The following is a 13,458-nucleotide window of genomic DNA, read 5'->3' as shown; positions in this document are numbered from 1 at the left end:
AAGAGCGTGTGGGTGAGCGCTACTGGACGGGCCAGAACGGCGACGGCCAGACGAGTGGTGCCATTGCGGACAACAACGGAGCCTGGGCACGTGTCGAGGGTGGGCATAACCACCTCCAACCGAACACGTCCACGGCCAGCATGACGCAGGACGTGAACACATTCACCATGCAAGCCGGTGTTGACCACAAGTTCTACGAGGATGATAACGGCAAGTTCATTGGCGGTGTCACTGCGCAGTACGGCAACGGCCGTGCGGATATCTCGTCGTTTAGTGGTGACGGTGCGATCAACACGAACGCCTGGGGTGTGGGGGCGACGGCAACCTGGTATGGCAACACGGGCGTCTACGTCGACGGCCAGGCGCAGGTGAACTGGTTTAACAGTGACCTGAAGTCGTGGGCAACCCATACGGGTCTTGCCGATGGTCGCAAAGCCATGGGGGTTGCCACGAGTATCGAGGCTGGCCAGCGTGTGGCGATCGATCAGAACTGGTCGGTGACGCCGCAGGCGCAACTGATGTGGTCGTCGATCGATGCTCGCGCGTTCCAGGATGCTTGGGGAAGTGACGTGAGCATGCACGGGAGCAATAGCCTGATTGGACGACTGGGGGTGGCGGCGAACTACACGAACTCGTGGAAGGACAGTCAGGGGCGCTCCATGAACGCGTCGTTCTACGGGATTTTGAACGTCTATCAGGAGATGCTCGGCGGGTCGTCGGTGAATGTGGCGGGTGTGGACTTTGACACGAGGACTGACAGAACGTGGATGGGCGCGGGCGTGGGAGGCTCGTATTCGTGGGCGGATAACAAGTACACGGTGTACGGTGAGAGTTCGGTGAACACGTCGGTCAATCACTTTGGTGGTAACTACAACGTGAAGGCCAATCTCGGATTCAGAATGAAGTTCTAACCACCAAGGGGTTGCGACCAAACAAACAGGCTCTCAGCTAACGCTGCGAGCCTGTTTGGCTATGCAGGAGGATGATCGCTGATGCGTGTATGGAACACAAATATGCAGTTAGATCGATAGCCTTCGCACGTGTGCTCTACGCCTGCAGAGCGAAATACAACTGAGAAAAAATACAACATGAAAACTCCAGACTCCGGCAAGCATGACCATGCTACGGAACGTTGGATCATGGACCAACTAAAGGTCCACATCTCTGGAGTTTGCGACTCCTGGATTCTGCATATCCTGGCATCTTGCACCGATGGGGGGATATTTGAGGCCCTTGAAGGTTCGCACGAGTTTATCGACGCGCTTCACGGGGTGAGTGACGCTGTTTGTCCGCCGAGCGTGAGGAATGATGATCGGTTTGCGAAGTACCTTGAACAGATGGTCGAGAGAGGCATACGTGAGGGCGACAGATACTACCTAATGAGTTCTCTCGCCGGACTCGATAAGAAGCTCAATCGCGATCACTTCTTTTCCATCGTGACTTGCGCTAGGCCTTCGATGCTCAATGCGGTGAAGGGTGCCCTGAGCCTGTTGGGTATTCCCGATGAACTCCTAATGATTGAGCCAATCAAGTACCAGGACTATGTGCAACGTAACGTCAATGGTCGCATAGACGACATTGCCGTCTTAGAAGCCACGCTCCAGGTGCTTGATGGAAGCAATTTTCCTTCGAAATATATCGATCAAATTCGAAGTGCTTTGGTCGAGCGACGTGACGCCTAAGGAGGGCGACCATCGACCAAAGCTGCTCGTCTTGCAACTCAACGATATGCTTCGGTGCCCGAACCGGTTCGCGAAAGCGACGCGAGAATGCGCTCACCGAATTGTGTGTGACGCTAGAGGGCTGCGCTGCAGGAATGATTGCATGCGGCGGGGACGATGTACGAGCATTAATGGTCCGCGCCTTGTGCTTACCAGACAAGAAGCCCGCTATGCGCACTAGTTCGATCTGGGCGTGGCTACCGTGCTCGGGGGGCGGCGACGATATCGCACCTTGTGCGAAAGCGCGATGAGACTCGAATTGCAGATTGTCGAGCTTGATCTGACGGTGAACCGTTATTGCGTCGTCAGCATGTTCTCCTCGATCTCATTTGTGTTAGCGCTCGTTTCCGCCACAGCGAACTCTTTTCTCGACGAGACGCGGCATCGGATTGGCGACCTTATAATCACTCCGGTCGCTGTTTCTGCCATTTTTCCTTCAAAAGTAGAGCTATCCGACGAGGACGTCATTTTCGATGAGGGAGGCATTTGATGACTATGCGCTCAAGCTCGGGATTGCGGGTACCGCAAGAATGACGTCCCAAGCGGAAGTCTACCTAAGAGATTTTCATCGGCGTCGGGCCGGAGCGACGCGCCGGGCTTTTGGCAATCAGCCTGCGTGGTCTACGGAGGCAGAATACCTATCGTCCTATCATGCATTGGTAAAGCGGGTCCCGAATGATGGGGCGTCGCGCGCTGTGCTCGATCTGGCATGTGGTGATGGGCCACTGCTGAAAATTCTGAGCGATAGGGGCCATGCAGGAACCAAGTTGATCGGTGTCGACATGAGCGATAGCGAGTTAAGCGCGGCCCGCGCAGCGTTGCCGCAGGATGTGTGGTTGATAAATGGGCGCGCACAGGAGTTGCCGCTCGATACCGGTTCAGTGGACTACGTGCTATCGCACATGGCTCTGATGTTGATGGACGACATAGTGCAGGTAATCCGTGAAATTCGCCGGGTATTGCGTAAAGGAGGTACCTTTTCAGCTGTCGTCGGGCGAACCTTTCTGACCGGGGAAGTCGGGAAAGTCTTTCTAGACATACTCAGACCGATTGCGATGGCGAACCTTGCACATTTGCCACTCGGTGATGCTCGTACACGCAGCGAAGCCGGCTGGAGTCAACTACTCCGGCACGGTTTCGCAAGTGTCGTGTTCGAAGAGATTGAAGTTGACTGGACGCCTACACCGGAGCGGTTTTGGTCGGACATGTTGGACACTTATGATACTGACAGGATGTCCGCGACCACGCGCTCACAGTTCAAGGGCGAACTATTTTCGGCGTTTGCCGCGATTCAACGTGAAGATGGAACGCTAAAAACGGGATGGGGATTACGTCTTATTCAGGCCAGCGCTGCTTAGCGGCCAGCTTCAATCAATAGAGGTTACTAACAACAATGGCCGGTTTCCCGGCCTTTGTTGTTCCAGAATGTTGCTGCGCAGGTACTGCGTGGCGGCCATCGGATGACCTTGGGGCGGTGCTAAAACGTTCGCCGTTGCACGAGAGCGGCTCGTCCTCGCCGGCGTGTAAAGGCGTGGAGAGCACATACGACGGCGACGTTGAGCCCTAGTGAAATGGCGCCTATGTTGACGCCTGCGAAAGTCCAGTTGAGTGCGACACCGGTCACAGCAAAGGCCAAACTGCATACCACGCCGGATATGAGGGCGGTGGGCAAGACCCTGATCCCGAGCAACGCGACCGCGACGGTCGGAACAAACTGAGTGGCACCTACATAGGTGATGTTGACCAATCGGATCATGACCGGCGTAGCAATCGGCAACAGTGCTACGACTACCACCAGAAACAAGGTGATGGTAAGTCGCGCCATTCTGGTCTGGCGGGCTACGGGGAGCGAAGGTACGACGTTGCGGACCACAATTGGGGCGATCGCAAGGCAGGTTCCGGCAAGGACGAACATGCTGGTCAGTGCCGTCGCAGCGGCGACGAGACCGAGCGCCCATGCGGGCAGGGTTTGCAGTGCGGTAACGAGGAATGTATCGCTTGGGGTGACTGCCAATGCCGGGCGCGACGCCGCGTAGTAAGCCGCAGCGATGAGAAATGGAAACAGTAGCATGTACAGCGGCATGAAGATGTGCGCCCGGCGCAATGCAACGGGATCTTTGGCGCTGAATATCGCTTGTGGCGCCAACGGTATTAGATACAGGCCCAACGCCTGAAAGACAATGGTGCTGATTGCGAAGTTGATTTCTTCGTCAGTTAGCGTAGCGCGAATGCGTATGCCACCCGCATCGAACAGAGGACCGACGCCTCCGGCAGCGGTTACAGCAGAAATTCCCGTAGCGACAATTACTATCAGCAATAATAGGTCCTTGAGCATCGCGATACGTGACGATGAGCGCATCCCTGCAATGATGACAAACAGAAATGCGAGGGCTGTGGCGAAGGCAATAACGACGATCGGTGGGAGGTTCAACCCAAGTGCCCTTACTGCGATGATGAGACCGATGAGCTGTAGTTGTCCCCAGGGGACGAGAAACGCTATCGATCCAATGGCAACGACGAGCTCGAAGGTGCGACTCTGAAAGTAGCCCTTGATCAGGTCGGGCAGGGTGATGGCCTCGTACTGCTTGCCCATACGCCAAAGGTGCGGCAGCAGGAAGTATCCAATCGGATACGCGAGCAGAAGGTAGCCTATATACCAAACGCCGTATGCAGCGCCGTTACTGTATACGCCGGCCGAAAAACCGATGAGCGTTCCGATGCCGTAAGATTCGGCGGCGGCAAGACAGAACACGGCAATGGTCGTGAGTTGGCGCGATGCAACAAAGAAGTCGAGCGGCGATTGATTTCGTCGGCCTCGACCGGCGGCGATCGCCAGGGTCGTAGCGAAAGCAATCAAAAGTGAAAAAACGACTGGTGCCATGGTGCCGTCGATCCTTCGTTATCAAACGACGTAGAGAGGCGAGTCTAGTGATGCTTTGCGTCGAACAGACGCCAACAAGTGTATAGACACAGTGAAGTGAGCGGGATGCAACCGATCAGCCAGATGAAGATCAAGGGGACGCCGCCTATGAGCTCACCGGATTTGGCCAACCAACGCAGTGGCAGAAGTACGAGCGCGTAGGGCACGACAAAGCCGATCAGATATCGCATGCATGCCTTTCAAGAGAACGTGGATGGTGCTTGATATTTGAATCTTAAGCTAAACGAAATTGAAAAGCATAAAACGAAGAGGTTGTGTTGTTAATTGAAACAACAAAGGCCGGAATGCCGGCCTTTTTTGTAATTGCGGACGTTGACTCGGTGCGGCGCGCCGTGCCGGAGAACTTGTGATGATCGGCGTGCTACCCAATACGCGAATGTGGACCGAATTCGGTGCTACAGACATCCGATGTGCCTGCCCGGACAAGAACTTCAGCTGACGCTCACTTGAAAAGTGCAGGGTCCCATTGACTGAATTTCGCCGTGCGGAAAGACGGAATTTTCGGCGGTGCCAATGTGGAAACCCAAGACGTTCGTCCTACCACGTCCATCTCATTCCCACGTTGCCGAGAATCATTCGCTGACGGGCCCCGCCCAGATTGAAGATCGTGCCGACGTTCGCGTACATGCCAAGTCTCGCCCCCATTTTTATCCACTGGCCGAGCTCCACTTGCCCGGCAGTGGCACGTACTTGCGTCGTGATCGAGGTCCCATCAAAGCTTGCCATGTCATTGCCGCCGAAAGTACGCAGGACATTGAGCCGCAGCCAAGTTTGCGCCCGTGCCGCCCCAATCGGGTACGCGGCCGCAAGGCGTACTCCCAGGCGCGCGGCCCCGGAGTTGGAGGGTGACAGGTTCACGTCCGAAGCGCTATCGCTGAAGTTGTTGATGGATGCGTGCTGGTAGACGAGTTGGGTTTGGGGTTCAATGGTCCAGGCGGTGTTGGCCGTCGACATCGGCAGCCTCAGAGGCAGACCCGCCTCGAAGGACACCAAGGCGGTGCCGCCATGCGTCGACACCATCATGCCATCGACGGAGTTGGGTTTGGCGTCCACGCCTCCTCCCATGACCACTGCATCGGCATACCACCCTCCCGGCCCGATATGTGTCCAGTAAAGGCCTGCACTATAGGTGTCAACCGCGAGGTGCCCGACAGGGGCGCCCGCGAACCCATTCGCGAATCCTGTCACGTCGCCGGTCGCTCGAGCAATCCCGAACAACGCGCCGATATGGTCACGATGGCCGCTCTCGCGCACGTGCGTGTACAAGTCTTGCCCAACCTGGAAGCCGAACGAGTTGCCATCGAACCTTGGAGAAACGGTGCCGTCTTGCGCAAAATCGCTCTTGCCCCCCAAACACGCGCCCAGCTTGCACTCAGCGCACCCTGCCCCTCATGCAGAAGGGCCTGTTCGCCCTGCCTTTGGTGGAAGCTCTCCGCCTGAAGCAGGCCGAGCATTCGCACGACGCTAGGAATCTCCGCATAGAGAGCAACCTCTGGTCGATACAACACGGTCGGGTCGGTACCGGGCATGGGGGGATCGGGCAATTCTGGTGTCCCTTCGGCCAATGTCGGGCCAATGACAGGGGCATCTGGCCCGTTTGTGGGCGCCGGCGTCGGCGCGATTGTATTTCGCAAATACCAGTTCTGCGAAGTTCCCGGGCTCACACCGCCCTGAGCCAGGAAATACGAATATGCTCCGGCCTTGATCAGTCCCCCCTTGAGCGAAAACGCACCCGCCGTGGTCGTCGCGCCATTGATAGCCTGGATCACCTTGATACCGTCCTGCACCGTCTGGGCACCCGGCCCACCAGCATTCGTGACAGCAAGCGTGGTGGTGCCGCTCGCCGTACCGCCCTGGATCAACAACAGATCAGATGGCGCACCATCCCCGGCGAGATAACTGTTGGTGGCCAGCGTGCCTCCATTGCCGACGTAGCTCGTCACGCCGAGCGTGTTGCCGGTAGTCTTGGTGTTGCTCGATCCGACCTGGACAAGCCCGGAGTTAGTGAGTGTGCCGTTGATCGCGAACGTGCCAGCGTTCTGCCCGGTGAATGCGGTCATCGCATTAGCGACGGCTACCGTGCCGTTGTTGGTCACGTTGCCCGTGATCGTGCCATAGCCGCCGAGGGTCGCCCCGCTTGCGATGATCACGGGACCTCCTCCGGAGATCGCGGCGGAAGAATGACTTGGGTCCCCCACTGCGAGCGTACCTGCAAGTACTGTCGTGCCGCCGCTGTAGGAGCTCACACCATCAAGCTCCAGGGTGCCGCTGCCTTTCTTGGCCAAGCCACCGGGCCCCGTGATCGGCTGCGTGATCGTTGTTTTGAAGCCTTGCGTGTCGATAACTCCGCCGTTCGCCTCCAGCGTAATGAGGCGAGATCCAGCGAGGTCGAACGAAGTGCCGAACTGTAGCGCTCCACCATTGAAACTTACGCCGCCCGAGGTTGCGCCGAGCGCGGCGTCGGTGCTGAAGTTCAGGATGCCCTGTGAAATTAGCGTACCACCTGAGTAGGTGTTGCCAACAGTGGTCGATGGCGCGAGTGTGAGTGTCGCAGCACCGGACTTTTCGATGCGGCCGGAGCCGGCGATATTGCCCGTATAAGTGCCATCAGTCGTCTGGGAAAATCTCACTAGGCCGTCGTCGCTTATTGTCGGTGGCAAGTTCTGCGAGCTGCCTTGCAAGACACCCACGACGCCGACAGACATTTTGCCTGCGTACTTAGTGTTGTCGCCCGAGAGAATCAATGTGCCGCCCTGCACTTCCGTCATTGTGATGCCGCTCATTGTGTCGGATAACGTCCAGGTGCCACTGTCCTGTTTGATGAGAGTCTGGAAATTCTTGAATGCGCCGGCCGACATCGTGTCGCTTCCCAATCCGTTAAGCGTTACAAGGTTTCTCCCTCCACCGCCGTTGATTGAGCCGGAGATCGAAGATTCGGTAAACAGATGCAGTACGTCGTCGCCACCGGCGAAAACGAGATTCCCGATGACCTGTCCCTGATTAGTAAAGATCACCGCGCCATTGCCCGAACTCCCGATTACGTTGCCGGGCGCTGCTATCACGCCATCGGAGAAGTTGTTGACGTAGTTGGTTCCGACCGTGTTCTCGAACCAGATCGCTGCTGCGTGTGTTGCTTGAATGGTGCCGTGGTTATTGATCTCGACATTTGCGCCTTCTGGGTTGATCGTCTCGGCATTCCCTTGGGTGCCGTTGGACAGCACTGTTGCCCCATTGGCGACATTGACGGTGCTGTTTGCACCGACATCGATGGTGTTGGCTCCCGTGCTATACAGGCCGCTGTTCTTGACGGCGCTATTCTGGATGAGGGCACCGGAGGAAATATTGATTGTGGCATTCGCGCCGACCGAGATTGCGGAGGCATCTCCGACAATCACCCGTGCGTTTGTCCCAACATCGACCGTTGCTCCGGACGGCGTAGTGGGGCCGGTTTGGATTGTGCTCGTGTAGGGAGTGGAGACGTTTGGATCGCATAGAGTCGTCGTGCCGGACGTTGTGCAAGTTGCCTGCGCCGAATGGGACGCCAGAGACAACGACGTGATCACGCCTAGGCAGATCAGCTTGACGGGATGCGGTGCGAGCAGCGTGCTTGGAGCGACGCTGACGGGCAGCGTCGGCGCAATTCCACCGTCATGGATGCATAGCGCTCGCGCGATTGACTCGTGTTCGCGCCGGCCCTGAACCATAGCGCCAACGATACGCTTTCCTCTCAACCATTGCTGAAAACTGTGCATTCCGATCCCCCGTTACCGCACCTCGTGCGGTCAGTCCCGCGTTGTGCTTCGTCGAGTTCTTGGTGCTATCCAAATTTCGCCATGGGCCACGTCTGCATCCCCGAGGGGTGTTTCTGCTAATCCCCAGGAATCCATGTAGGAAACAGCTGTGTAGATGCGGCCTCTGTTCGAGCGTTTTCGAAACCGTCAGGTCGTCACTCTGTCTGCAGGTGTGTGCAACAACGCCCCGCAATGGCATTCCAATGTCGATTCGCAGCCCGGTCTTGCAAGTTGATGAAAACGCGTCAAGCGCTTGATCATTGTGGCAGCGTCTATATGCTGCTTCTTTGAAGAAGGCCTCATCGGCTTTTGATATTCAGGTGCAGATTTCGGAGATGTTGCGAAAGGGCTATTAATGCTGACAGTGACACGATGTCCGCCTAGCACCGTCGAGAGCGGGCAATCGGGCAGCGGGTTCCTGCAGGAGCGGGACTGAGGGGCCTTGTAGTTTTGATACGAAGGTTGCTCCGATGCTCTGGGGAGCACCACAGCCGGTGAGGTCCGCAGTAAGGCTGCGGAGCGACTTAGTCAATGGGTATCCGGGCGGGCCGCGGAGACAGGAAGAAATGCGGTGGCTCACCAAAACTCGATCGACTGAGTTCGTCATCTTCATCAGCATGAAGAGCCGTACTCGTCCGAGATGCTAGGACGATGGTTTCGCGTGCAGGATGCCGAGTTGTGGAGATGAGACCAGGCGGCCGATGTCAGCCAACATCAGTGTCCGCGCGCTTGCTCAGCTAAAGTAACCAAGCAGCAAGTCTCGATAAGCAATGCCCGAGTCGATGAACTTTTGAGGCAGGTGCAGTGCCAGCCATCCCGAGATCAACTGGTCACTCGATTGCACAAAGACTTCGGCGGCTGCTTCCGGATTTGGGTGTGTCGAGATCAATGCCACTAGTAGCGCGAGATTCACCATTTGCCTGGACTCAAGATGGCGAAGCCGCTTGGGGTCACACTCAACGATCGAAGTCCTTATTGTCATTGTTCATGGTCTGGTTCGATCCTGCAGTTGACGGCGGGGTTGATCGGTTGCGGCGTAGCCGAAACGCCCGGAATTCGGAGTGACGAAGCGAGCATAGCTTTCGATCTAGCCCACGCGGTGATTGCGGTGCATGAGCGCGATCGGGGCGGTCATGTTTTCAAAATGAGATGCTCGAAATTCAAAAGGCCTGACGATCCACGCGCCGCAACCCTGCGTTTTGACGTTCTCTCTCACGCGTACGTGAACGTCATCCGTACGGCGGCTATGTAGCAACGGGCACGCCGGGAAACGCTGGAAATTCCGTTATCCCGCATTAGCCGAAAGCTATGAGCCAAAATGGCGCGCGCTCAGTTCCATATTCCGAGGGCAGGGAGGCGCACATGGCAATTTTGTCAACTGCGTGCCCCCAAAAATGGAGAGGCTATGAACGAGTGTCTGGATAAGTAGGCAAAAAGGATGCCGTCCGCGTTAGGACGGCATCCTCAACCCACAGCGGAGGAGACATGACACGACCAACCGCGGACCGGGTCCCCCGAGCAAGACCGTGATTGGGTCAGTTTCAGAATATGCGAATGCACGCGTTCGTGGAGACTCAGCACCTTCGGCGAGATTCATTCATGCGGAAACTCAACATAAAAGGCGAACTTTGCAATGGCAACCGTAGCACTAATGCGACTTTTCGCGCGATCTCGTGTGGCTCGCGTTTTACGAGGGCGAATCTGCTCGCTGACATTTCGTCGAAAACGTCAACTGCGACGGCGTTGCCTGATGCCGTTCTGCACCTGAAACGGTGTGCGAGCAAATCACCCCGATCGCCATGGCGGGCTACGTCCGCTATTTCGTATGACCGCCCAACTTCGGGCGAATTGAAAGCGTTGTTCCTAACGGAAGTGGCGCAGGCTCTATGCGCCAAGTGGCCGAGACGCGGGGGCGGGGAGGTGCGCAGCGATACAAGCCGTGGGTGTCGGCGTCTGCGCCTTAAAGCCAAGGCTCACAGCAGTCGATTCCGGACTCGTTGTGGGATGTGCTGCATCGCAAGATAGTGCTTGCGGACGCTTCCAGTTCGCTCACTGCTGCGATCACATTCGACGATCTCACAACCAAGGCACATGAAAAACGCGCTATGGGGTGCGGCTTGAGTCATAAGGTTGTAGTTGTGTTCGGCTGCCAAAGCAACTTCATGCAATTTCCGGCAGCATATACGACCTCTCTACGCGCCCGTAGTGACGTATGATTTGTCTTAGACTCGGGGGTGCGGTGTTCGCATGATGTGCTTCGCGAGCTTCGATTGGGGAGTGTCCGAACTTGCGTCGGAAAGCCTTATAGAAGTGTTGAGGGCTCGAAAAACCACATTGATAGGCCACTTGGGATATCGGCAGGCCCTTTTGTTTTATAAGAAGCGCCAGGGCTGCATCAAGCCGGGTGTTCCGAATCACTCGGGCGATACCGTCGGCACCGTCCATTGCGCGATAAAGCCCGGTCCTAGACATATTGAACCGCGCCATAATGGTTTCAGGCGTTAGGTCAGTGCCAGCAAGTTTTTGGCGGATGTACGCGTGGATCTGGGGGTGCATTGTGTCTGCGTAAGCTGCTTCCTCCTCGGGGGACATGACCAACGCATTGCCGGTCCCCGCCTTCATAAGCCGTCCAACGACATCAAGTGCCAGGGACGCGTCTGCCGCGTTCAAATCAAGCGCCACATCCCAAAGCGTTTTCAAGTAGTCCGCGAGAAGACGGGTCGTTGGCTGCTCCCGTCGCAGGACGACACCGTTCAGATCAGACCGCCCCAATAGTCGCTCCAGGCATATGCGATCGACCACGATAGTTAGCGTGCGACCTTGGACAACCGGTGTGATACAAGCGCGGGCGATGTCTTGAATTAATAGGTCGCCGTATCGAAGCTCGATCGCAGAAGTACCGAAACGTCCCATCAAACCGTGGCCACAGATGAGTTGGAGTAACAGTACGTCGGCGTCGGCCTTTCTCGCCTTTGCTTCTGAACGGAAGAAAATTTGGTCGGAGAAGCGTGTATTAAGAAGCATTAGCTCGCCAGTCGAACGGATCCGACATTCCCCGTCCAAGGCTGAGACAGTGGAGGAGGGCGGTAGGCCAATCTCAAATAGAGGGCTCATGGCTTCGCGCCAATAGTCGACCTTATCTGCGGCATCGACGAGCGTGGTCGTCAGCACGATCTCTTTCGTCGTCATCTGTCATATCCGTCAGATTTGAATGTGCTGCGTCGTCATCGCTGCGTTATTGACTTCTATTAGGACGGCGGATGGGTGAGGCACGACGCGTTTCATGATAATGAGAACATTGTTTTCGTCAACTAGGATTGACGAGTGCCTTGACTCTTCGCCCCAAGTCATTGTTTCGGCGTTGCGTGGCACTTAGCGCATGGCGGTAAGGCCTTGGGGTGCGGGGCGATAGTAGTCATCAGGGCAGGAAGATCTCGGGACAAAAAATGAAGAGCACGTGCGAAAAAAGAATGCTCCAAAAAATTAGGCAGAAGGGGCGCATCGCGCTCCTTCTGCCTATATGCGCGCGAAACGAAACGCCTTAGCTCGGCCGCTTGCCCGATTTGCACCAGGCCTCCCACTCGTTCAATTGGTCCATTGAGACTAATGCGTCACCACCCTTCTCCCGTCGATACGCAGCAGTCCATGCCGCCACGCACGCATCTTCGGCTGAGGAGGCCTTCGGCAAGCCTGAGCTCGCAATAGTCGAGCTTCTGGCTGACGCGGTGTGGCCGACCTCGCGGTAACAGGCGTTACGCATCTCAATGATCTGAGAATCCATGATCGCCAAATTGTCCGGCATGCCGCTGTTGCGCCGGAGCATGGCCTTCTTGTTAGCAATGCAGTCATCAATGGCGGCGCTCGCATGCTCGTACGCTTGGCGGGCTTGTGATTGTTCCGTGGGGTTTGGATGGTTACCAGCGCGGCAATTGCTGCGCCACGAGTCCTTCTGCTCCTCCGTGGCTGGTGTGGTGCCGGTCAGAATCCCCTTTGCCATCTGTTTGGATGTCTGAATGCTCTGATCGGCCTCGTCCCATTCGCGAACACAGTCATCGACCGATTTCCCATCCGTGCCGACCTCTATCCCGTTGGCATACAAAGTTTCCCCTGTCAGTGAGCCAGTGGCATCCCACGACTTGAAAGGGCCATTCAAACGTCCGCCGACATAAGTCGCGCGCAGGATCATTTGTTTGCCGTCGGGCGTGTACTGTACCAATTCCCCTTCGTATTGACCGTTAACAATTGAAACGCGCTTGATGAGCTCGCCCGAGTTGGCGTCAAACCCTTCTTCAGTGCCAGAGAGCACGCCGCTCACCCACGGATATGTGTGTACAAGCTTATGGGTGCTCCATCCATAGATCTTTTGCGTGCCATTGGGCAGGCCATTGTCGAACTTGACTTCAGTTAGCGGGCCATTGCCTGGTCCGCCATTCAGCGTCAGCTTTCCGTCCAACGCCCCACGATTGAAAGACGACTCGATCATGACCGTCTCAGACTGCGGCGCCTTGCAAACGAATTTCCCATCCAACATGCCGTCGCTCACTTGAGCGTCGCACAACGAGTCAAACATGACAGACTGCGCGCCTCCCATGTTTCCGGCAAGGGTCATGCCGGTAACGCGAGCCGCTTTGACGAATCCGTCCTGCTTCAGTAGCAGGGCGTTTTCAGGAATGTTGGTGAGCTTGCCGGTGAAGGGCTTGTTAGCGCCTACAGCGTAGGCCTTTCCGTTAACGATTTCCGCGTTGCGAAAATCGAGGGTTCTGTCGGAGCAGGCGGCGAGCCATATGAACGGGAGGATACTCACCGTCGCGATGCTTAGCCGCCAAAGCCTAGCGGTCTTCGTGTTTACCTGGTCTTTAAAGTCTGTGATGGATTTCATAATTTTTGGGGGATGTTTGTTGACGTAAGAAATTCACTTGGGAACGCCTGGATAGCTAAGGTAGGAACCGATCCCGAGGCGTTTCGACTTCGGTTTGGTAGCGCCTTGAGGACGACTCGACAGTGG

At 56.4% G+C, this 13,458-nt stretch carries 10 protein-coding genes and 1 pseudogene; 4 read left to right on the top strand and 7 right to left on the bottom strand.

Annotated features, from left to right (window positions below; genetic code table 11):
• The 4 genes from PIN31009_RS26605 to PIN31009_RS26590 form a co-directional block, all read left to right on the top strand.
• Nucleotides 1-911 (top strand): autotransporter family protein (locus PIN31009_RS26605; protein WP_150792046.1); only part of this gene is annotated, 911 nt, incomplete at its 5' end.
• A 177-nt stretch (nt 912-1,088) separates the two neighbouring features.
• Nucleotides 1,089-1,682 (top strand): hypothetical protein, encoded by a 594-nt coding sequence (locus PIN31009_RS26600; protein WP_150740578.1) that lies wholly within the window; start codon nt 1,089-1,091, stop codon nt 1,680-1,682.
• A gap of 232 nt (nt 1,683-1,914) precedes the next feature.
• The gene (locus PIN31009_RS26595; protein WP_150740579.1) at nt 1,915-2,211 is read left to right on the top strand and encodes a hypothetical protein; all 297 of its coding nucleotides are present in this window, start codon (nt 1,915-1,917) and stop codon (nt 2,209-2,211) included.
• Nucleotides 2,195-3,079, top strand: a complete 885-nt coding sequence (locus PIN31009_RS26590; protein ID WP_343039048.1) for a class I SAM-dependent methyltransferase — start codon at nt 2,195-2,197, stop codon at nt 3,077-3,079. The genes PIN31009_RS26595 and PIN31009_RS26590 overlap by 17 nt, the downstream gene beginning before the upstream one ends.
• A gap of 119 nt (nt 3,080-3,198) precedes the next feature.
• Here PIN31009_RS26590 and PIN31009_RS26585 read toward each other — a convergent pair whose 3' ends face one another.
• From PIN31009_RS26585 to PIN31009_RS26555, 7 genes and pseudogenes are all read right to left on the bottom strand, one after another.
• A complete protein-coding gene (locus tag PIN31009_RS26585; RefSeq protein ID WP_150740580.1) occupies nt 3,199-4,602 on the bottom strand; it encodes a sodium:solute symporter family protein in 1,404 nt (467 codons plus the stop codon).
• A gap of 44 nt (nt 4,603-4,646) precedes the next feature.
• On the bottom strand, nt 4,647-4,832 hold the full coding sequence (locus PIN31009_RS28500; RefSeq protein ID WP_150740581.1) for a DUF3311 domain-containing protein: 186 nt from the start codon (nt 4,830-4,832) through the stop codon (nt 4,647-4,649).
• A gap of 367 nt (nt 4,833-5,199) precedes the next feature.
• On the bottom strand, nt 5,200-6,015 hold the full coding sequence (locus PIN31009_RS28280; RefSeq protein WP_246185872.1) for an autotransporter domain-containing protein: 816 nt from the start codon (nt 6,013-6,015) through the stop codon (nt 5,200-5,202).
• 335 nt (nt 6,016-6,350) lie between these two features.
• Nucleotides 6,351-7,520, bottom strand: a pseudogene (locus PIN31009_RS28275) (autotransporter-associated beta strand repeat-containing protein); the annotation flags it as partial.
• 1,666 nt (nt 7,521-9,186) lie between these two features.
• Nucleotides 9,187-9,369 (bottom strand): hypothetical protein, encoded by a 183-nt coding sequence (locus PIN31009_RS26565; RefSeq protein ID WP_150740584.1) that lies wholly within the window; start codon nt 9,367-9,369, stop codon nt 9,187-9,189.
• A 1,244-nt stretch (nt 9,370-10,613) separates the two neighbouring features.
• Complete coding sequence (locus PIN31009_RS26560; protein ID WP_150792045.1) at nt 10,614-11,642, bottom strand: AraC family transcriptional regulator; 1,029 nt, start codon at nt 11,640-11,642, stop codon at nt 10,614-10,616.
• 352 nt (nt 11,643-11,994) lie between these two features.
• Complete coding sequence (locus PIN31009_RS26555; RefSeq protein ID WP_150740586.1) at nt 11,995-13,332, bottom strand: toxin-antitoxin system YwqK family antitoxin; 1,338 nt, start codon at nt 13,330-13,332, stop codon at nt 11,995-11,997.
• Nucleotides 13,333-13,458 lie beyond the last annotated feature (126 nt).

The organism is Pandoraea iniqua, assembly GCF_902459685.1.
GTDB classification, from domain to species: domain Bacteria; phylum Pseudomonadota; class Gammaproteobacteria; order Burkholderiales; family Burkholderiaceae; genus Pandoraea; species Pandoraea iniqua.
Note: the sequence above shows the minus strand (reverse complement) of the source record. Positions and strands in the feature narration are given on the sequence as shown.